Origin of the sequence: Acetobacterium sp., assembly GCF_036508315.1 — a bacterium.
Taxonomy (GTDB): Bacteria; Bacillota; Clostridia; order Eubacteriales; family Eubacteriaceae; genus Acetobacterium.
In genome coordinates, this window is the sequence record NZ_DATCHP010000039.1 from 21051 (window position 1) to 41020 (window position 19970).

General features: G+C 42.6%; 20 protein-coding genes and 1 riboswitch. Of the genes, 10 read left to right on the top strand and 10 right to left on the bottom strand.

The features are described from left to right. The first annotated feature begins 1 nt into the window (after position 1). The 5 genes from leuC to ilvB all read left to right on the top strand — a co-directional run bounded on the left by leuC (position 2) and on the right by ilvB (position 6482). A complete protein-coding gene (gene leuC, locus VIK44_RS05365) occupies positions 2-1264 on the top strand; it encodes a 3-isopropylmalate dehydratase large subunit (protein ID WP_331552815.1) in 1263 nt (420 codons plus the stop codon). 15 nt (positions 1265-1279) lie between these two features. Beyond that, positions 1280-1768: a 3-isopropylmalate dehydratase small subunit gene (leuD, locus tag VIK44_RS05370; RefSeq protein WP_331552816.1), complete on the top strand. Its 489-nt coding sequence runs from the start codon at positions 1280-1282 to the stop codon at positions 1766-1768. 263 nt (positions 1769-2031) lie between these two features. Next, positions 2032-3093, top strand: coding sequence for a 3-isopropylmalate dehydrogenase (gene leuB, locus VIK44_RS05375; protein WP_331552817.1), 1062 nt, complete (start codon positions 2032-2034; stop codon positions 3091-3093). A 28-nt stretch (positions 3094-3121) separates the two neighbouring features. Then, positions 3122-4786: a dihydroxy-acid dehydratase gene (gene ilvD / locus VIK44_RS05380; protein ID WP_331552818.1), complete on the top strand. Its 1665-nt coding sequence runs from the start codon at positions 3122-3124 to the stop codon at positions 4784-4786. A 55-nt stretch (positions 4787-4841) separates the two neighbouring features. Then, positions 4842-6482 (top strand): biosynthetic-type acetolactate synthase large subunit, encoded by a 1641-nt coding sequence (gene ilvB, locus VIK44_RS05385; RefSeq protein WP_414637061.1) that lies wholly within the window; start codon positions 4842-4844, stop codon positions 6480-6482. Positions 6483-6600: 118 nt separating this feature from the next. Here ilvB and VIK44_RS05390 read toward each other — a convergent pair whose 3' ends face one another. The 8 genes from VIK44_RS05390 to upp all read right to left on the bottom strand — a co-directional run bounded on the left by VIK44_RS05390 (position 6601) and on the right by upp (position 14424). Then, positions 6601-7626 (bottom strand): HD-GYP domain-containing protein, encoded by a 1026-nt coding sequence (locus tag VIK44_RS05390; protein ID WP_331552820.1) that lies wholly within the window; start codon positions 7624-7626, stop codon positions 6601-6603. A gap of 139 nt (positions 7627-7765) precedes the next feature. Further along, on the bottom strand, positions 7766-8518 hold the full coding sequence (locus VIK44_RS05395; RefSeq protein ID WP_331552821.1) for a flagellar motor protein MotB: 753 nt from the start codon (positions 8516-8518) through the stop codon (positions 7766-7768). A gap of 2 nt (positions 8519-8520) precedes the next feature. Then, a complete protein-coding gene (locus VIK44_RS05400; protein WP_331552822.1) occupies positions 8521-9363 on the bottom strand; it encodes a flagellar motor protein in 843 nt (280 codons plus the stop codon). Positions 9364-9519: 156 nt separating this feature from the next. Then, entirely contained in the window at positions 9520-10242 is a 723-nt protein-coding gene (locus VIK44_RS05405) for an ABC transporter ATP-binding protein (RefSeq protein WP_331552823.1), read from the bottom strand. Beyond that, positions 10226-10933, bottom strand: coding sequence for an ABC transporter permease (locus VIK44_RS05410; protein WP_331552824.1), 708 nt, complete (start codon positions 10931-10933; stop codon positions 10226-10228). The genes VIK44_RS05405 and VIK44_RS05410 overlap by 17 nt, the downstream gene beginning before the upstream one ends. Before the next feature lie 67 nt (positions 10934-11000). Continuing rightward, positions 11001-11867, bottom strand: coding sequence for a substrate-binding domain-containing protein (locus VIK44_RS05415; RefSeq protein ID WP_331552825.1), 867 nt, complete (start codon positions 11865-11867; stop codon positions 11001-11003). A gap of 100 nt (positions 11868-11967) precedes the next feature. Beyond that, positions 11968-12085, bottom strand: a riboswitch (molybdenum cofactor riboswitch). 351 nt (positions 12086-12436) lie between these two features. Beyond that, positions 12437-13768, bottom strand: coding sequence for an APC family permease (locus tag VIK44_RS05420; protein WP_331552826.1), 1332 nt, complete (start codon positions 13766-13768; stop codon positions 12437-12439). A 26-nt stretch (positions 13769-13794) separates the two neighbouring features. Next, positions 13795-14424: a uracil phosphoribosyltransferase gene (gene upp / locus VIK44_RS05425; RefSeq protein WP_331552827.1), complete on the bottom strand. Its 630-nt coding sequence runs from the start codon at positions 14422-14424 to the stop codon at positions 13795-13797. Positions 14425-14582: 158 nt separating this feature from the next. On the opposite strand from upp, the gene VIK44_RS05430 reads away from it, so the two are divergent. Continuing rightward, positions 14583-14837: a glutaredoxin family protein gene (locus VIK44_RS05430; protein ID WP_331552828.1), complete on the top strand. Its 255-nt coding sequence runs from the start codon at positions 14583-14585 to the stop codon at positions 14835-14837. 16 nt (positions 14838-14853) lie between these two features. Further along, entirely contained in the window at positions 14854-15075 is a 222-nt protein-coding gene (locus tag VIK44_RS05435; protein ID WP_331552829.1) for a YdbC family protein, read from the top strand. A 161-nt stretch (positions 15076-15236) separates the two neighbouring features. Here the strand turns inward: VIK44_RS05435 and VIK44_RS05440 are convergent, their stop codons facing one another. Together VIK44_RS05440 and VIK44_RS05445 are read right to left on the bottom strand one after the other, a co-directional pair. Next, on the bottom strand, positions 15237-15740 hold the full coding sequence (locus VIK44_RS05440; protein ID WP_331552830.1) for a MogA/MoaB family molybdenum cofactor biosynthesis protein: 504 nt from the start codon (positions 15738-15740) through the stop codon (positions 15237-15239). Positions 15741-15749: 9 nt separating this feature from the next. Further along, the gene (locus tag VIK44_RS05445) at positions 15750-16424 is read right to left on the bottom strand and encodes a HesA/MoeB/ThiF family protein (RefSeq protein ID WP_331552831.1); all 675 of its coding nucleotides are present in this window, start codon (positions 16422-16424) and stop codon (positions 15750-15752) included. Positions 16425-16544: 120 nt separating this feature from the next. Between VIK44_RS05445 and VIK44_RS05450 the strand changes: the two genes are divergently transcribed. The 3 genes from VIK44_RS05450 to VIK44_RS05460 are packed head-to-tail and all read left to right on the top strand — an operon-like array spanning position 16545 to position 19970. After that, on the top strand, positions 16545-16745 hold the full coding sequence (locus VIK44_RS05450) for a hypothetical protein (protein ID WP_331552832.1): 201 nt from the start codon (positions 16545-16547) through the stop codon (positions 16743-16745). Positions 16746-16762: 17 nt separating this feature from the next. Then, positions 16763-17986, top strand: coding sequence for a molybdopterin molybdotransferase MoeA (locus tag VIK44_RS05455; RefSeq protein WP_331552833.1), 1224 nt, complete (start codon positions 16763-16765; stop codon positions 17984-17986). Positions 17987-18029: 43 nt separating this feature from the next. Further along, complete coding sequence (locus VIK44_RS05460; protein WP_331552834.1) at positions 18030-19970, top strand: molybdopterin biosynthesis protein; 1941 nt, start codon at positions 18030-18032, stop codon at positions 19968-19970.

Genomic DNA, 19970 nt, shown 5'->3' on the forward strand with positions numbered 1-19970 from the left:
AGTGGGAATGACAATGACTCAGAAAATTTTAGCGGCCCATGCAGGGTTAAGTGCTGTAAAGCCGGGGGACTTAATCATGACGGATTTAGACCTCGTATTAGGAAATGATATAACGGCACCGGTGGCCATTAATGTGTTTAAAGACATTAATGCCAAAACCGTGTTTGATAAGGATAAAGTGGCATTGGTTCCTGACCATTTTGCCCCGAATAAGGACATTCAGGCAGCAGAACAATGTAAAGTAATGCGTTGTTTTGCCGCTGAACATGATATTACAAACTATTTTGAAATTGGTCAAATGGGTGTTGAACATGCCCTTCTTCCGGAAAAGGGCCTGGTCGTCGCCGGGGATTTAATCATCGGAGCGGATTCTCATACCTGCACCTATGGCGCCCTGGGAGCATTCTCAACAGGGGTAGGCAGTACCGATATGGCGGTCGGAATGGCCACCGGACGAGCCTGGTTCAAGGTTCCAGCGGCATTTAAATTTGTGATCACAGGAAAAATGAATCGATACGTTTCCGGTAAAGACGTGATTCTTCATATTATTGGTATGATTGGGGTGGATGGTGCCTTGTACCGATCCATGGAATTTGTCGGGCAGGGTATTGCCAACCTCACCATGGATGATCGCTTTACCATTGCCAATATGGCCATTGAAGCCGGGGCCAAAAATGGTATTTTTATTGTGGATGGCCAAACCATTGAATATATCAAAAATCACTCAAAAAAAGAATATACTGTATATGAAGCAGATGCTGATGCGGAATATGAAAAAACTTTTGAGATCGATTTAGGATCCATTAAACCAACCGTTGCCTTCCCGCATTTACCTGAGAATACCAAAACAACCGATGAAATCACTGAACCGATTATCATTGATCAGGTGGTTATTGGTTCCTGTACCAACGGCCGGTTATCTGATTTTGCAAAAGCTGCCAAGATATTCGAAGGCCGTAAGGTTGCAAAAGGCATTCGAACCCTGATTATTCCGGCAACTCAAAAGATTTATCTCCAATGTATGGAACTGGGATATTTTAAAACTTTTGTTGAAGCCGGTGCTACAGTCAGTGCACCAACCTGTGGCCCCTGTTTAGGCGGGCATATGGGCATTCTTGCCAGCGGAGAACGCTGTGTGGCAACCACCAATCGTAACTTTGTCGGGCGGATGGGTCATGTGGATTCAGAAGTTTATCTGACAAACCCTGAAGTGGCAGCAGCTTCTGCTATTCTAGGTCGTATTGCCGATCCAACCGAATTATAGGATAGAGGAGGAGTTATGAAAGCAAAAGGAAAAGTATTCAAATATGGGAACAACGTCGATACCGACGTTATTATACCGGCACGATATCTTAACACCAGTAACCACCAGGAACTGGCCAAACATTGTATGGAAGATATTGATGCTGATTTTATAAATAATGTCAAAGACGGGGATATTATGGTTGCCGATAAAAACTTTGGTTGCGGTTCCTCCCGGGAACATGCCCCCATCGCCATTAAAACTGCCGGGATCTCCTGTGTGATCGCCGCCGACTTCGCCCGTATTTTTTACCGGAATGCCATTAATATCGGCTTGCCGATTTTAGAATGTCCTGAAGCGGCTACAAATATCGAAGCCGGAGATGAAGTCGAAGTCGACTTTGACACCGGCCTCATTACCAATATCACTAAAAACCAAACCTACCAGAGCCAGGCTTTCCCGGAATTCATGCAAAAACTCATCGCCGCCGGAGGCCTGGTCAACAGCATTAACAAAGACTTATAAAAACAGTGGTGCTATTTTCCAACACCAATTATTTATCATTGTGTGCGCTAAGTAATTAAAATATGGGCAATGCTGAAATTCATAAACGCAATCGTAATTTGCTTTGATGGCAGTTTTCATAAACAATTTTGTAACGTATAGGCGAACAGTCGTTAGACTGTCCGACGTATAGTGGAAAAATTGTTTCATGTAAACAGTCAGCAAAGCACACGGTACTTTAGCAGTTGCACCAAGTCATTAAAATTAAAAAGGAGAGTTAGCCTATGAATTATAAAATAGCCGTTATTCCAGGAGATGGAATTGGTCCCGAAATCGTTGGAGTCAGTACAAAAGTTCTGGATAAAATAGGAGAAAAATTTGATCATACCTTTGATTATACCAAGGTTCTTGCCGGAGGGATAGCGATTGATACCTGTGACACCCCATTGCCTCAGGAAACCGTTGATATTTGTTTAGCCAGTGATGCCGTTCTTTTAGGCGCCCTGGGCGGACCTAAATGGGATAATCTTCCCGGAGACAAACGTCCTGAAGCAGGGTTGTTGGGAATCAGAAAAAGTCTTGGCCTTTATGCCAATCTGAGACCGGCCATACTGTACGAAGAATTAAAAGATGCCTGCCCCTTAAAACCTGAAATCATCGGGGATGAACTTGATATTATGGTCGTTCGTGAACTCACCGGCGGTATATATTTTGGTGAAAAAGGTCGGGATGGTGATTTCGCCGCCTGGGATATTATGAAATATACCAGACCCGAAGTGCTTCGCATTGCTAAAAAAGCATTTACCATTGCCATGAAGCGCAATAAAAAAGTGACCAGCGTGGATAAAGCCAATGTTTTAGAGGTTTCCCGTTTTTGGAGAAGCATTGTAATAGAAGTTGCCAAGGATTTTCCAGAAGTGGAACTTAACCATTTGTATGTGGATAATGCAGCTATGCAACTGGTGATTAACCCTAAACAATTTGATGTTATTCTCACCAGCAACCTGTTTGGGGATATTTTATCGGACGAAGCAAGTACCATTACAGGTTCCATTGGAATGCTTCCTTCAGCCAGTATGGCAGACGGAAAATTCGGTATGTTCGAACCGATCCATGGTTCAGCACCTGACATTGCCGGCCAGGATAAAGCCAACCCCATTGCCACCGTTGTTTCCGTAGCCATGATGTTGCGTTATTCCCTGGATTTAATTGAGGAAGCCGATGCCATTGAAGCAGCCGTTAAGAAAACACTTGCCCAGGGCTATCGAACCGGGGATATTTATACCAAAGGAACAACCCTTGTTGGCACCATTGAAATGGGACAAAAGATAATAGACAACCTCTAGATTTGTTAAGTTGTGAAAGGAAAATAAAATGAAAAGTGATGTTGCAAAAAAAGGGGTTGGCACAACCCCCCAACGATCTCTGTTTAAAGCCATGGGCTATATTGATGAAGAATTGGATCGACCTTTAATTGGGGTAGTTAATTCCTTTAACGAAATTGTTCCGGGCCATATCCATTTAAACACCATTACTAAAGCGGTTAAAGAAGGCGTCCGAATGGCAGGAGGAACCCCTATTGAGTTTCCTTCCATTGCTGTATGTGACGGTATTGCCATGGGCCATGTGGGAATGAAATATTCTCTGGCATCCCGGGAGCTGATTGCTGATTCCATTGAAATTATGGCCACAGCCCATGCCTTTGATGCCCTGGTTCTTATTCCAAACTGTGACAAAGTAGTTCCGGGAATGCTCATGGCGGCAGCACGACTGAATATTCCCGCAGTGGTGGTCAGTGGCGGACCGATGTTAACCGGAAAGTCAGTTGGAAAAAAAGACACGGATTTAAATACCGCCTTTGAAGCGGTTGGGGCTTTTAATGCCGGGAAAATCGATGAAGCCGAGCTTAAAGCCTGTGAAGACTCTGTTTGTCCGGGTTGTGGTTCCTGTTCAGGCATGTTTACTGCCAACAGTATGAACTGTTTAACCGAAGTTCTGGGAATGGGTCTTCCTGGAAACGGTACCATTCCGGCTGTTTTTGCAGAACGCATTCGCCTTGCCAAAAAAGCGGGAATTCAGGTAATGGAAATGCTTAAACGAGATATTAAGCCACGAGATATTCTGACCGAGGATAACTTTAAAAATGCCCTGGTCTGTGATATGGCATTGGGCTGCTCAACCAACAGCATTCTCCACTTACCAGCTATTGCAAACGAAGCAGGGGTGACTATTAACCTAAATGAAGTGAACGAAATCTCAGCCAAAACCCCGCACCTGTGTAAGCTTGCACCATCGGGACATCATCATCTTGAAGATTTATATTACGCCGGCGGTATTCAGGCATTAATGAAAACTCTGGCAGATGCCGATCTCCTTGATGATACGCTGATGACGGTTACCGGAAAAACCATTGCCGAAAATTTACGTGGCGTAACAAATAAAAATCCGGATGTGATTCATCCCTTATATAATCCCTATAGTCCAACCGGTGGTCTTGCTGTTTTATTCGGAAATTTATCCCCTGATGGCTGTGTGGTAAAACAGGCTGCAGTTGCTCCTGAAATGTTGACACACCAGGGACCGGCAAGGGTATTTAACTCTGAAGAAGAAGCGACCAGTGCGATTAATGGGGGAAAAATTGTGGCAGGTGATGTGGTTGTCATTCGTTATGAGGGTCCCAAGGGCGGTCCCGGAATGCGGGAAATGTTATTTCCCACCTCAGCCATTGCCGGCATGGGTCTGGATAAGGATGTGGCCCTGATTACGGATGGTCGATTCAGCGGTGCCACTCGCGGAGCTGCCATCGGCCATGTTTCTCCGGAGGCCGCTTCAGGCGGCGTTATTGGACTTGTGGAAGAAGGGGATATTATTATCATTGACATTCCCAATCGTTCCATTAAGTTAAAGGTTGACGATACCGTTTTAAAAGAACGAAAAGCAGCCTGGGTACCTCTGGACCCCAAGATCAAAACCGGTTATCTGGGACGTTACAGTAAACTGGTTACATCCGCATCAACCGGCGCAGTATTTGAAAAATAAGTAAAATAAATATTTTCATGAAGGATGTGAAAATTTGGAAAATAAAGAAATTTTAATGGGATCAGAAATCACCGTGCGTTGTTTGCAGGAACAGGGCATAAAGCATGTTTTTTCTTTCCCGGGTGGAGTGGTTATTCCACTATTTGATGCTTTCTACCGATTGGATCATGATATAACCCAAATTGGACCCTGTCATGAACAGAATGGTGTTCATGCAGCAGACGGTTATGCCAGAACCAGTGATACCGTAGGTGTGGCCATCACAACTTCCGGTCCCGGTGCGACCAACGCCATTACCGGTATTGCCAATGCCTATATGGATTCGGTACCCATGGTTGTAATCACCGGCCAGGTTGCCACACCACTTTTAGGAAAGGATTCATTCCAGGAAATCGACATAATCGGCGTTACCATGCAGATTACCAAGCATAACTATTTAGTAACCAAAGTTGAGGATTTGGCCGATACCATTCGTCAGGCCTTTGTTCTGGCACAATCCGGAAGACCGGGTCCGGTTGTTGTCGATATTCCCAAAGATATTTTCCTGGCTCAAACAGAATACGAATGGAAAGATATTCCCAAATTAAAAATAGAATATCCTGAGATTAATATGGAAAATGTCGAGGTTGCCATAAAGGCTATCAATGCTGCAAAAAATCCCATGATTTATGCCGGTGGCGGCATTATAAAATCAAAAGCCCATAAAGAGCTTTTGGCATTTGCCGAGAAATCCGGCATTCCCGTTGCAAACTCGCTGATGGGTTTAGGAGGGATTCCCAGGGATCATAAACTTTCTTTGGGTATGGTTGGCATGCATGGCTCACATGAAAGCAATCTGGCAGTCATTAATGCGGATCTGCTCATTGCCATGGGTGCTCGTTTCAGTGATCGCGTAATCGGTAACAGCAAAGAGTTTGCAAGAAATAAAAAGATCATTCATATTGATGTGGATCCCACAGAGTTTGCAAAAAATATTCCCTGCGAAATTCAAATTCAGGGAAACATTAAGGATGTTCTTCCTTTGCTTACCCGGGGAATTGAAGAAAAAACCTATCCCGAATGGTATGAAAAGATTAAGAACTGGAAAGTTCCGGACCGACCGGCTGGTGAGTATACTCCCAGGAATCTTCTCAACGCCATTAATGCCGCTTATCCTGAAGCCTTTGTGGTTACCGAGGTTGGTCAGCATCAAATGTGGGTCGGTCAATTCTGGAATGTGAAACGCCCGGCACAGCTTGTAACCTCTGGTGGTTTAGGAACCATGGGTTATGGTCTGGGAGCGGCAATGGGCGTGAAACTGGCAAATCCTGACAGTGATGTTCTTTTAATTGCCGGAGACGGCAGCTTTCGGATGAATTGCCAGGAACTCATTACGGTGAGTAAATACAATATTCCATTAAAAATCTTCCTTTTTGATAATGAAGCATTGGGAATGGTCAGGCAATGGCAGAAACTTTTCAGTGAAAAGCGCTACGCCGAAACCGATGTTGTCCAATGCACCGATTATCTGAAATTAGCGGCGGCCAGCGGCATTCCGGGTTATAAGGTAACAACCATGGCAGAAATGAAAGAGACTCTGGAAAAAATAAAGGATATAAAGGGACCATTATTGGTTCATGTCAAGATCTCCAATGAAGAAGGGGTTTATCCCATTGTTCCCGGAGGCTGTGCGATTGATGAAATTTATTATGAATAATTTAAAAATCCCCAATCTGATGCTTTGAGCATCGGATTGGGGATTTTTTTTCATATGGTAAAAAAAAGGAACCGGTTTATAGGCAACTGGTTCCTTCTTATTCGATCACAATGAATTCTCAAACAACATCGGTCACTGTTATATTCAGAGATTCGTTGTCGGCCAAACTTATTTCATAAGGTGTGACATCATCATCTCCGTTTTTGAATATCCGGATCTTTGGCCTCATACAGTAGCTTTCATAATTCTCAGTAATGATTCCCGTTAAACCATTGCTGAGTTTTACAATAGTACCAATGGGATAAGGTGCTATTTTACGAATGAAGAGCTTGACAAGGTCAGGATCAAAAAGCACATAGGAAGATCCCATAATGTACTCGATTACTTCTGAAGGTTTAATGCCTTTGCGATAAGGGCGATCAGACGTCATGGCATCATAAACATCCGCAATAGAAATGATTCTCCCAAATAAGGAGATATCACCACCGTCTAAATTGTTCGGATATCCTCCGCCACCGTATTTTTCGTGATGGTCAAGGATTCCAATTTTTGCAGACCGATTGACACCAAATTCTTTTTTTATATAATCAAAGCCAGAGTAGGAATGTTTCTTCATTTCCTGGAACTCATCATCGGTAAGGATCCCTTTTTTGTTTAGAATTTCTTTCTTAATAAATACTTTTCCAATATCATGGAGTAAAGCACCAAAACCTAAATTACATAACTCTTCTTTACCAAACCCAAGCGAGGTGCCGATAACAATTGACAAAACGGCAACATTGACGGAATGAAAATAGGTATAGTCGTCAAAAACCTTTAAATCCACCATGTTTACCATGAGATTCGGATTCTCCAGAATCTCATCGACAATAGACGCAATTTGATTCTGCATATTCTTGAATTTTTTCTTTGAGATAGGACTCTTATTTTCAGTGCAGATGAAGATATCTTTAACACCTTTAACCGTTTGAGCTCTGATCCGATCATTGATGATATTCACAATCTTAATATCTTTTGAGAGATCATCTTCAATATAAACGCCATTATAATTCAGCTTTCGGATTCTCTGTACATAGTCTTGTGTGAGAACGGTGTTCGCGGCAAGGACGAGTTCCCCATTTTCCCCAAAAAGGTTATCTCCCATTAACATTCCTTCTCGCAGGCAAAAAGTAGGTACAAATCTCATAAGTGATCCTCACTTTCAATTTATTGATAAATATCAGGATCTCTGTTGAAGATCAGACCTTTTTCAATATAATTGTATAATACTAAGACCGTGATGGTCAAGTTGATTCGGTTTTATTTAAATCCGATTTTAATATTACAATGTCGACGCGTCTGTTTTCAGATTTTTCTTCATCAGTACCATTGGGTCCCTGTGGTCGGTATTCACCATAGCCGATAGCGCTTATCTTTTCGGGAGGATATTGAGACTGGGTTACAATGAGATCTAATACTTTTGAAGCACGCATCACTGAGAGGTCCCAGTTATTGCTGTAGGCGCTATTTTGAATGGGTACATTATCGGTATTTCCTTCTATCCTCACATAATTGTCAACGACTTTTATTAACGATCCAATTTCAATGAGCGTACCACTGTTTTCTGGCCTGATTTCCGCACTTCCAGATTCGAAAAGCACAATATCCTTCAAACTGATGACAACGCCTCTATCGGTTATAGTGACACTGGTCTGGTCTTCCAAACCTTTTTCCTTTAATAAAGCGATCACCATTGCTGCGACTTTTTCAAGTTCTTCATCAGTTGTTTCTGCCTTTTCTTCAGCTGAAACAGTTGTAATATTTTTGTCGAGCTTTTCTACCAGAGCACCTTCTTTTGCGCCATCAATACTCTGCATATCACCGGCAAGGGCAGAATTCAGAGATTTTGCCAATTTACTGTATTTTTCAGTATTAACGTTGCTCATTGCATACATAACAATAAAAAAAATCATAAGCAGTGTAATAAGATCCGAGTATGTCAGCAGCCAGCGTTCATTACTTTCATGTTCCTCATCGTCATGAAGGTTCAGTGCCATGATTAAGCCTCCTTTTGAGTATTAATTTTTTGTTTTGCTTTGCCAACAGCCTTTTTGGGGTCTTTTTGCTTTTCACTGCCCTTTTGTTTCAAATCATCCTTTGACAAATATGACTTGAGCTTATCTTCAATAAAGTTAGGATTTGCACCTTCCTGGATAAGCAGTAACCCCTCAATGATCATTGAGTTACGCACGATTTCTTTTTTGCTTTTCGATTTGAGATTGCTGGCCAGAGGCAACCATAAAATATTTGCCGAGCCAACACCATATAGAGTAGCAATGAAAGCCACGGCAATTGATTCTCCCAAGCCTGACGGATCTGCCAGGTCTCCTAATACAGATATCAGTCCCATGACTGTTCCGATGATCCCCATAGTCGGTGCGTATCCACCGGCGGCGTCAAACATTGCAGCGCCGGATTTGTGCCGATATGACATCATTTGCAGGTCCAACTCCAATGCCTCCCGTGTTTTTATCGGATCAAGGCCATCAAGAATAAAACCAAGCCCTCGTTTTGTGAAGCTGTCGATTTTGGTATTTTCATTTATTTCTTTTTCAAGACTCAATATCCCTTTCTCACGGGCTATTTTAGACATGCTTTTAATCGATTTTATCAGTCCAAGCATGTCAAACTTTTTATCAGTAAAAGCTATTTTGAACAATGCCGGAACCCGCATGATATCTGATTTTGGAAATGAGACGCCGACAGCAGCAACAGTACCGCCAATGACAATCAGAAATCCGGTTAAGGAGACTAATGCAATGAGTTGCCCGCCTTCAATCATAAACGCCACTACCATTGCTGCTAAACCAAATACTAAAAAGATAATAACCAGGATATCCATTCTAAAGTCCTCCTTTTAAGTCAATAACTATAATTTGTTCTGAGCTTCAAAAGACAAAGGTCGAATTAATAATGTTATTTATATTATTTTGCTCTATACTTACAGTCGACATTTTCGTCCTTAACTTTAGCAGATGATCAGGATTTTTGAAGAAAGTCAGGCTTTTATGGTATTGAAGGAAATAAATTCATTAATAAAAGGATTTGCGGATTCAATTAATCCCTGGGAGGGTCCGGAGTAAAGACATTTCCCCTGATCTAAAAAGGTAAGGTTGTCACAGATCCGGAAGGCCTGACTTAAATTATGGGTAATAATAATAACGGTGAGACCCTGGGATTCTATTCGTTTGAGGAGGACCGACTCGATGAGTTTAACGCTTTTAGGGTCAATATTGGCGGTTGGTTCATCCAACAGAAGAACTTCCGGGGAAAAGGAAAGCGCCCGTGCCAGTGCTGTTTTTTGGGATTCCCCACCGGAAATCTTTTTTGCGTTATGGTTTTGAATCTCTGAAATTTCAAAATCATCCAGGAGTTCGGTGACAATGCTTTGGATTTTATCTTTGGGTTGCTTGCGAATCTTTAAAGGGTAAGCGATGTTTTCAAAAACGGTACGGGAAAAAAGGATCGGACGATGACTGGAATAAGTAATGGCTTTCTGGGTATCAACATCTTCCGGATGGCTGTCATACAAAACGGCGCCACTGGTTTGGGGAATGAGTCTCGCCATGATTTTCATCAGAGTTGATTTTCCGGAGCCGTTGGGTCCTAAAATGCCATGCATTTTTCCGGACTCAAAAAAAAGCCGGCTGTTTTTATCGGTCAGATTGAGGACTGTCGTATCATTATAAGTTTTAATCAGGTTTTTAGTCTCGATATTCATTAATATCCCCTATAATATATTTATATAAAATGGAATTGGTAATAAAAGAAATCGTCATCAGGATAATCCCCATGGCAATGGCAGTGCTGTACTGCCCCATGTTATTATTCATGGCAATGAAAGTGGTCATGACCCGGGTAGCTCCCCTGATATTGCCGCCGACAATCATGACGGCGCCGACTTCAGAAATCGCCCGGCCAAAACCGGTAACCAGGGCAATCATAATGGACCCTTTAAGCTCAAAAATTAATAGAAAAAGCGTGTTTAGTTTCCCTGCGCCCAGGGTTTTTCCGGTCAGCACAATATCATAACCACGGGTGGTGGATTGATTAAAGATAATGCCCATGATCACAGGGGTTACCAAAATGGTTTGAGCAATGATCATGGCAGAGGGAGTATACATGAGTCCGAGTTGTCCGAATGGGCCTGAGCGTGCAAGAAAAAGTGCCGTAAACAAACCAATAACCACAGGCGGAAAGGACATAAAGGTATAAAGAAAACGGGATACGATTGGTTTTCCTCTAAAGTTTGTAATTCCCAGAAGAATCCCGAACGGGACCCCAATAATGGTTGCGTATAGGGTAGATGAAAAGGAAACATAAAGGGATAAAAGAACGATTTGTATGATTTCAGGGTCAAAAGAAATGAGAAGGCGAAAGGCCTCCGCAAAACCGTTGAGTATATAGTTCATTTTTTTCTCCATTATTAAAATCCTGGGAGATAAAAATCCCCCAGGATCTCAGTAGTTTTTTTAGTTTCTATTTTTGGGTTGCACTTGGTGTGAAGACTTGATCGCCGTTGATTTTATAAGCAGCAATGAGCTCCTGGCCAGCAGGTGAAATGATCCAGTCAGCAAAAGATTTTGCACCGGAAGCATTAATTTTAGCATTAATGGCTGGGTTAACGGTTATGACGCCGTAAGGATTAAGAAGCATCGGATCGCCTTCGCAAACAATTTCCAGATTTGACATGGTGTCCTTCATATTGGCATAAGTTGCACGATCGGCCAGAGTATAGGCCAGCTTTTCATTGGTAACGGTGAGGGTGTCGCCCATGCCGGAACCGGTTCTTATGTACCAGTCGCCTTCAGGGGTAATGTTGGCAGCTTGCCAAATTTCTAATTCTTTGGTGTTGGTGCCGGATTTATCATCACGGGATACAAAGGTTGAAGGAACGGCAGCAATAGCTGTGAATGCTGCTGCGGCATCTTTAGGAGCGTTAACCTTAACCTGGGCAGGATCAGCTTTAGGTCCCAGAACAACAAAGTCGTTGTACATAACGTCGAAACGTTCCGTACCGGAGCCAGCGGCCATAAATGCATCTTCCTGGGCTCTGGCATGAACCAGTAATACATCGGCGTCGCCGGTGGTGCCCATGGCAATGGCTTTTCCTGTACCAACAGCGACAACATTAACTTTGATGCCTGTTTCGGATTCAAAGGCCGGCAGGATAGCCTCTAAAAGCCCACTGTCCTGGGTACTGGTGGTGGTGGCCAGAATGATTGTTCCATTGGAACCCGGTTCTAATGCTTTTTTCTCGGGTGTTGCGGGAGTACAACCTGCAAAGCTCAAGGCTAATGCGCAAACAAAAACAACGATGAAAAGTAATGTTAATCTTTTTTTCAATTTCTTCCTCCTAGAAGTATTTATCAAAGGGAAAACCCTTATGATGACATTGAAAAGAAAGATGATTCAAAAAAACTAACTGCATACAAAAAAGCCAGTCATTTTATGAAGTCAACCATCCTTTACACATTGGAAAGTAAGGCCGTTTCCAGCCATACTCTATCGATTGAAAAACCCTGGAAAACCTTAGGTTGATCAATTCGGATTGTTTTTTCATAAAGAAAACGATATTTAATTTCTAGGAGTCATTTTATCAGACCGGGAATGGCTCGTCAAGAGGAAAAAGGAGGGAGAAGAAATATAAAAACTATTGAATTTTTCATTGCTGACTAACGTGATAATATTGAGCATGAAATGAAAGGATCGCCTGAAGTCAATTGAACTCTGCCATGATCTTACCAATGATGCCAATCGTGTTTTTCCTGCTTTCAAATAAATAAGAAAAAGACCTACCCAGGTTGTGAGGTAGATCTTTTTCTTTTTATATTCCCTGAGGAGAGTAGGGATGTCTTACTTATTATACCCGGGTTTTTTCAGAATTAACATAAAGCTTAGGTTTATTTGTTTTTTTAATTTTTTTTCAAAACACCGAAGCGGTAATAAACAAATCCGGCTCCGAATACAATGAAACAGATCCCCATGTCAAAGAGGAAAAGCGGACTTTGAAATCCTCCTGAAAAAATAATCAGGGAACCGATGGTCGCAAAAACAGGACAGATGAGGCCGCGAAAAAGACTTTTGATTTCTTTCTTTCGCCAGAGGGTAAAAACCTTATAGTAAAGACCCAGATATAAAAGATAACTGGCGACAATGGCTATTTCAGAAACATCCGAATTGGGTAACAAAGCAAATTTCTGGGTAAAATAATGAAGTGCCAACCAAAATCCCACAACACCGAGAGCAAAAAGTGCGGAGTTCACCGGGAAATCGGATTTTTCAGAAACTCTGGCTAACATTTGCGATCCCGGCAGCATATTATCCAGGCCAAGGGCATACGGCATCCGAATCATTCCCATGATTAAACCGTTTAAAGTGCCGAGAACCGAAATGAAGACAAAAAGCATAATAATTTTCGCACCGCCGCTGCCAAAAATCATGTTTGCGGCATAATCCAAATGCGCATCGCCCATTTCCATAATTTTAGCCGGCCCTATCAGGTTGGAGATACCAACAAAATAGATGATGTAAAGAACCAGAATGAAAAGGGGACTGAATGTCAGTGCCAGGGGAAGATTGCGCTTGCTGTTTTTAATTTCATAGGCCAGCGAGGTGGAAATGATCCAGCCATCAAAAGAAAAGGCAATCGGAGCAATGGCCCCAATCCAGGCGGTAGAGGTTATCTGCGAAATCGCCGCAGCGGTAAAATGAACCTCGGTTCCGCCATAAAGCAATCCGGCCACACCAATAACAATGAGGGGAATTAATTTAATAACCATGGCCCCATCCTGGAAATAGCCGCCCAGTCGTGCGGACAGGACGTTGGTGATAAAAAGGACCAGTAAGCATCCCATGCCAATGAGAATTTGGGTTTCCAGGGTTTGTTCCACATTAAACAGAATACAAAAATAAATGCCGGATACCCAGGCTAAAATAGCGCAGATACTTGGCATGTAAACAAAAGTCTGGAACCAGCCATAGGCACAGCCCATGGTGGGACTGATGAATTCTTTGGCGTAGGTCAGGATACCGCCGGGGTTGTCGGTTCTGGCGGCAAGCTCGGCAATGGTCAGACAACCGAAAACAATACTAATGGCGGCAACAGTGAAAATAATGACCCCCAGAAAGACGTTTCCGTTGGTGGCAATAAGAATATTATCGCTTCTGAAAAAGATGCCTGAGCCCACAACGATGCCGACAATTAAGGCAATCGCAGTAAATAAGTTGTATTTAGGTTGTTTCATGTTGAACTCCATTTCTCTGATGATTGCTATTTTGTACCAAAAAGTCGATCACCGGCATCACCTAAACCAGGGACAATGTAAGAATGCTCATTAAGACAATCATCAATGGCAGCGCAGAAAATCGGGACTTCAGGATAGGCGGTTGTCACCGCTTTGATTCCTTCGGGACAGGCAAGAATATGAACAACCTTAATGCTTTTACAGCCGGCCTGTTTTAGAATTTTAATGGTGTGGATCACGGAAACCCCGGTGGCAAGCATGGGATCAACTATAATGGCTTCACGTTCCATAATATCTTTAGGAAGCTTACTGTAATATTCCACCGCTTCCAGCGTCTCAGGGTCACGGTAAAGTCCGATATGACCAATTTTGGCTTTGGGAATAATGTTGGTGAATCCTTCAACCATCCCCAATCCCGCTCTGAGAATGGGAACAATGACCACATCCTTTTCAGCTAAAACCTTTTGGGTGGTTTTACAGATCGGGGTTTCAATGTCAATTTCCTTTAAGGGAAAGTGTTTGGTAACTTCCCAGGCCATCAGGCTTGATAATTCTTTGACCAGTTCCCTGAATTCTCGCGATGATGTTTCCATTTTTCTGAGATGGGTTAATTTATGGGTTACCAGGGGATGATCCACAACGGTTACATTTTGCATGATAAGCTCCTTTTAAATGTTCTCAGTATAATGATACGATAACCAGAGCCATATTTCTACAATTTTTTAAGAATAATTTGTTGACAGTTCAAAAAAAAGGGTTAAAATGTAGTAATACCAGTTTGTTTTAATGGAAATCAAAGCAGGAAAGGTAACCGATGGATAAAGAAATAAAATTATATACCTGGGCACATTGCCCCTATTGCATTGGCGCAAAAATATTTCTGGATAACAAGGGACTGAAATACACAGAGATTGATATTCATAATAATAATGAAATGCGACGAAAGCTACAGGAACAAACCGGCCACTACACCGTTCCTTTCATATTTATTGGGGATACATTTGTCGGCGGCTTTTCGGAGCTTAAAGAAATTGATTTTAGCGGTAAATTAAAAGAAATGTTACAATAAAAAAAGGGGAGTTAATATGGCAGAAATTAGTTTTAAAATTGTAGAAGAGGTTGGGGTCCTCAGTGAATTACCCAACGGTTGGCAAAAAGAAATAAACCTGGTGAGCTGGAATGAACGAGATCCTAAGTATGACTTAAGAGATTGGAATGCAGATCACGAAAAAATGCGCAAGGGAATTACATTGACTGCTGATGAACTGGCACAGTTGCGGGATATTCTCAATGGCATGGAGCTTTAAAAAGAAAAAGTCGGTTTTAACAAATATTTACTATTGGGTGCGAAAAAGTTCTTTTGTCTGAAAGCTCAAGCGTATTTCACAAAAATGGTGGGGTACGCTTTTTTGCGTGATTGCCCGGGAACAGCGAAACCCGCCTGGCGCGTTTAGCTGTTCCCGCAAACTTATTTCAGGGGCTGGGCACATTCCGCTGAGCCACAGCTGAGCAGCATTTTCATCCCATGATCCAGTGCCGGTAAAATAGCCTCCAGGTTTTCTTTAACAGCCTTGGGGCTTCCGGGCAGGTTCACAATCAGGGTTTTCCCGCGAATGCCGGCGGCGCTGCGGCTTAACATCGCTTTAGGGGTAATTTGCAGGCTGTAATAGCGCATGGCCTCGGGAATTCCCGGGGTCAGCCGATCACATACCGCAATTGTCGCTTCCGGGGTCCAGTCACGCTGTGAAAAGCCGGTGCCGCCGGTGGTTAAGATGAGGTCCAATTTATCGTTATCCGCCCAGGCCATAAGGGCGGTTTTAATGGTGTCGACATCATCAGGAAGAATGGTGGTTTTCACAACTTCAAACCCGCCAACCGTTTCAAGCATGGTTTGGATCAATGGGCCGCTTTCATCTACTCGCAGGCTTTGGGAGCCTTTGTCACTTAAGGTAATAATTCCAGTTCGATACATTTTTTCTCCTTATACGTTAAACGTAAAAAATTCATTGGACAGTAAATCAATATACAAAAGCTTGTTTCGTAAAATATCTTCTTTTTTGGTAATAACCTTGAGGCATTCCGACACTTGGAGAGAAGCCGCCAAAGCCGGAGTAAAGGAAGGATTTCCCTGGCATTTTGAATTGTATTCTCTATCGCGGCAATATATCCGTGAAAGAGTATCATCTCCGGGAAAAACCGTGGTAACCTGTGCGAACCAGCCGCCAATGGCACCATGAATCAAAGGGATCTTTTTTTCCCTGCATAGTTTTTGAAGGACTAAACGAGAAGGCACATTATCCAGGGCATCCATCACAATTTGGCAGTCGCCAATAAGGGATAAACCATTTTCTTCCTGGAGAAATGAATGAGCATGGTGGGTTTTGACATTTTTATTAATGAGCTCCACCCGGTCTGCCGCGGCCTTGGCCTTTGAAAGTCCTAAATTTTTTTCTGTCGATAACAGCTGTCGATTTTGATTTGATTCATCAAAGACATCCCCATCAATAAGGGTAAGTGAACCGATACCTACACGGGAAAGCATTTCAATGATATACCCACCCAGGCCCCCGCAACCAACCACACAAACCGATGTTTCCTGAATGATTTCAAAGTCTGCAACAGAAAAAGCTGGAAAGTTTCGTTCATAACGTGACATATTAATTGCCTCCTTTGCTACAGTATAACAATCTTTAATGAAAAAATAAAGCGTGTAATTCATATTGTTTTTTCACGCGAAAGTCGTTAGAATAGAAGTGTAAGAAAGGTGAGGGAAGAAATGAAACAAAAAGTCACATTAATAAGCATTTTTGTCTTATCAATACTTTTTAATTTTTGTGGTTCTGTTTTTGGTGAAGAGGCAAGTTCCATAGTCACCGAAGCACACGAGGATAGTTTTATTGCTAAACTGGGCACCTTTTTATTCATTACAGCAGTACTTATATTTCTTCTTCAATGGCGACAGAGAAAGCGGAAATAGAAAATAGGAGGAAGAAATTGGAACTTTTAAAAGTTATAACAGTTGACGAAATGAAAAAAATCATTAAAGATACATTTGTAAATTTAAAATTGGAAAAAGAAAAAATTTCTATTAACGAAGGTCTGGGGCGTGTGCTGGAAGAAGATATTATATCCACCATGAACGTCCCCCATTTTAATCGCTCGGTAGTGGATGGCTACGCAGTGAAGCTCACGGATATCCAGGGCGTTTCCACGGCTATTCCCGGTTTTCTCAGACTGGCCGGTGAAGTTTTAATGGGAAAAGAGACACACCTGGTGCTTAACCAGGGAGAAACGATTTATGTTCCAACCGGTGGTATGGTTCCAGTGGGAACGGAAGCCATGGTTATGATTGAATATTGTGAAAAGCTTGGGGATAAAGATCTGGCCATTTATCGGAATGCCGGAGCCAATGAAAATATGATGTTTATTGGAGACGATATTAAAATTGGTGAAAACGTCTTTAAAAAAGGCCATTTATTAAGGCCTCAGGATGTGGGAGTTCTTTCTGCTCTGGGGTATCTTGAGGTTGATGTTTTCAAATTGCCCCGGGTTACCATTGTTTCAACCGGAGACGAAATCATACGACCGGGAGAAGTGCCAAAGCCAGGAGAAGTGATTGATATTAATACCCCGGCTTTAGGGGCGGAAACCCAACGTCTCGGAGCTAAGGTCGTTTCTATGGGCTACGCCATTGATGATTGTGATATTATTCAGCAAGCCGTAAAAGATGGCTTGAAAAACAGTGATATGGTGGTTTTATCCGGTGGCAGCTCAATGGGAGAAAAAGACTACACTGTCAAGGTTATTGATAACTTAGGGAAAGTTCTCTTCCATGGATTAGCAATAAAGCCCGGTAAGCCAACCATTTTAGGGATAGTGGATGGAAAACCGGTGGTGGGACTTCCAGGACAACCGGCTTCAGCCATTATGGTTTATATGATTATACTCAGAGAGTTTATGACGATTTTTTATGGTCAGGATCAATTTAAATACCAGACCATCCAGGGGAAATTAATGGAGAATATCCATGCTGCTCCCGGGCGAAGAACGTTACAGACCATCGCCATAAACGAAGTGAATGGGTTGATTGAAGTGCGGCCCACTTATGGAAAATCAGGGATGATTACCCTTTTATCCTACTCGGATGGATATATTGAAATGACTGAGAATGAAGAAGGAAAAAATGCTGGAGATTTAGTCCAAGTCACCTTATTTTAACGGATAAATATTAAAAACAGACCGATTAGAAGTGGAGGAAATCATGAATACAGAGAATAAAGGTAAAAAAGACGAACGTAATTTGTATTTGAAAAATGAAGATCTGGATGTGGCTGTCAGTAAATATCTGGGGGTAATATCTCTGGAAAAAGATCAAAAGGCCAGTCAAAGCCTGTCAGTCACTGAAACCCAGGGATGGGTGACTGAAGAACCTGTGTTTGCAAAAATATCATCTCCCTATTATAACGCCTCGGCCATGGATGGTATCTGTGTGGATGCCATGGCAATGATCGGGGTTGATGAGCGACATCCGAAGACCCTGATAAAAGGTCGGGATTTTAATTTTGTTGATACCGGAGATGTGATCACAGACCCATATAACGCTGTAATCATGATTGAAGATGTGATGATTCAGGACGACGAACAGGTCAGCATTAATAATCCTGTGGCCCTATGGCAGCATGTAAGGCCTATAGGGGAGGACATAGTGGCTGGAGAACTGATCATTCCGGCATATCATCGCGTGCGCCCCATAGATGTCGGCGCCTTGCTGGCAGGTGGAATCACAGAAGTTGAGGTCATGAAAAAACCACGGGTAGGGATCATCCCCACCGGAACTGAGTTGGTAGAAGCCGGGGACCCTATGGCCATTGGAAAAATCATCGATTCAAACACCCATATGTTTGCCGGTTTGGTTAAAGAATACGGGGGAGTGCCCAATCGATATCCACCGGTAAGTGACGATTATAGTTTAATCAGGAGTGGGATTATGACAGCTGTGGAAGAGAATGATGTGGTGCTTATTTCGGCCGGCTCATCAGCCGGTACCGAGGATTACACAAGACGGCTCATCGAAGAGCTTGGTGAGGTAGTTATTCATGGGGTCGCCATTAAACCTGGAAAACCTGTGGTTCTGGGAATCATCAAAGGTAAACCCGTTATTGGCATTCCCGGTTATCCGGTGTCAGCCTATTTTGTTTTCGAAAGCTTTGTAAAGCCCGTTATTTTCGCTTATAATCGCCAGGTTAACGCTAAGGGCGTCACCATTAAGGCAATCCTTTCAAAAAGACTGATGTCAACACTTAAATATCTGGAGTTTGTCCGGATGAAATGCGGTCGTGTTAACGATACTTTCGTGGCAGTCCCGCTGGATCGGGGAGCCGGGGTTACCATGTCGCTGGTTAATGCTGATGGTATCTTAAAGATCCCTAAAAATGTTGAAGGCTATGATGCCGGGGAAGTGGTAGAGCTGATGCTGATGCGCCCTCAGGAAGAAATTGAGAACACTTTAGTTTCCATCGGCAGCCACGATGTGCTGATGGATGTGCTGGCTAATATTATTCATAAAAATCGAGGAATGGTAAACCTTTCATCAGCCCATGTTGGAAGCTTAGGCGGCATTATGGCCATTAAAAAAGGGGAATGTCATATTGCCCCCATTCATTTACTTGATGAGGAAACCGGAATTTACAACATTCCTTACTTAAATCGATACCTGAAGGATGAGGATGTGGTTTTAATTAAAGGAGTAAAACGGACCCAGGGATTTATAATACCAAAAGGAAATCCTAAAAATATCACCGGAATTAAAGATCTCACCCGGGAGGATATCAGTCTTGTCAATCGTCAGAGAGGATCAGGGACACGGGTCCTCCTGGACTACCTTATAAAAAATAATGGCATTGATGTCAAGGACATTTTAGGGTATACTCGAGAGATGAACACTCACATGATGGTAGCATCGGCAGTGAAGTCAGGTTCCTGTGATGTCGGCGTCGGGGTTTTGTCGGCTGCGAATATGATGGGTTTGGACTTTATTCCCATTGGGGATGAAGAATATGATTTTGCAATCCTGAGGAAAAATCTTGACGACCCACGGGTGCAGACATTTGTAAATGTTCTTAAGTCACAGGAATTTAAAGAAGCACTAACCCAGTTAGGTGGGTACGGGTTTAAAAACCCGGGAGAAATGATTAATCCCTAA

What these genes read in the sequence shown, in the direction of transcription:
- VIK44_RS05435 (WP_331552829.1), top strand. Translation starts at nt 14,854, where the DNA reads ATGGCAGAAATTAGTTTTAAAATTGTAGAAGAGGTTGGGGTCCTCAGT.
- VIK44_RS05430 (WP_331552828.1), top strand. Translation starts at nt 14,583, where the DNA reads ATGGATAAAGAAATAAAATTATATACCTGGGCACATTGCCCCTATTGC.
- VIK44_RS05390 (WP_331552820.1), bottom strand. Translation starts at nt 7,626, where the DNA reads ATGGGAGATAACCTTTTTGGGGAAAATGGGGAACTCGTCCTTGCCGCG.
- upp (WP_331552827.1), bottom strand. Translation starts at nt 14,424, where the DNA reads ATGCAAAATGTAACCGTTGTGGATCATCCCCTGGTAACCCATAAATTA.
- VIK44_RS05410 (WP_331552824.1), bottom strand. Translation starts at nt 10,933, where the DNA reads ATGAACTATATACTCAACGGTTTTGCGGAGGCCTTTCGCCTTCTCATT.
- VIK44_RS05445 (WP_331552831.1), bottom strand. Translation starts at nt 16,424, where the DNA reads ATGTCACGTTATGAACGAAACTTTCCAGCTTTTTCTGTTGCAGACTTT.
- ilvD (WP_331552818.1), top strand. Translation starts at nt 3,122, where the DNA reads ATGAAAAGTGATGTTGCAAAAAAAGGGGTTGGCACAACCCCCCAACGA.
- VIK44_RS05450 (WP_331552832.1), top strand. Translation starts at nt 16,545, where the DNA reads ATGAAACAAAAAGTCACATTAATAAGCATTTTTGTCTTATCAATACTT.
- VIK44_RS05405 (WP_331552823.1), bottom strand. Translation starts at nt 10,242, where the DNA reads ATGAATATCGAGACTAAAAACCTGATTAAAACTTATAATGATACGACA.
- leuB (WP_331552817.1), top strand. Translation starts at nt 2,032, where the DNA reads ATGAATTATAAAATAGCCGTTATTCCAGGAGATGGAATTGGTCCCGAA.
- VIK44_RS05400 (WP_331552822.1), bottom strand. Translation starts at nt 9,363, where the DNA reads ATGGATATCCTGGTTATTATCTTTTTAGTATTTGGTTTAGCAGCAATG.
- VIK44_RS05420 (WP_331552826.1), bottom strand. Translation starts at nt 13,768, where the DNA reads ATGAAACAACCTAAATACAACTTATTTACTGCGATTGCCTTAATTGTC.
- VIK44_RS05460 (WP_331552834.1), top strand. Translation starts at nt 18,030, where the DNA reads ATGAATACAGAGAATAAAGGTAAAAAAGACGAACGTAATTTGTATTTG.
- VIK44_RS05440 (WP_331552830.1), bottom strand. Translation starts at nt 15,740, where the DNA reads ATGTATCGAACTGGAATTATTACCTTAAGTGACAAAGGCTCCCAAAGC.
- leuD (WP_331552816.1), top strand. Translation starts at nt 1,280, where the DNA reads ATGAAAGCAAAAGGAAAAGTATTCAAATATGGGAACAACGTCGATACC.
- VIK44_RS05395 (WP_331552821.1), bottom strand. Translation starts at nt 8,518, where the DNA reads ATGGCACTGAACCTTCATGACGATGAGGAACATGAAAGTAATGAACGC.
- ilvB (WP_414637061.1), top strand. Translation starts at nt 4,842, where the DNA reads ATGGGATCAGAAATCACCGTGCGTTGTTTGCAGGAACAGGGCATAAAG.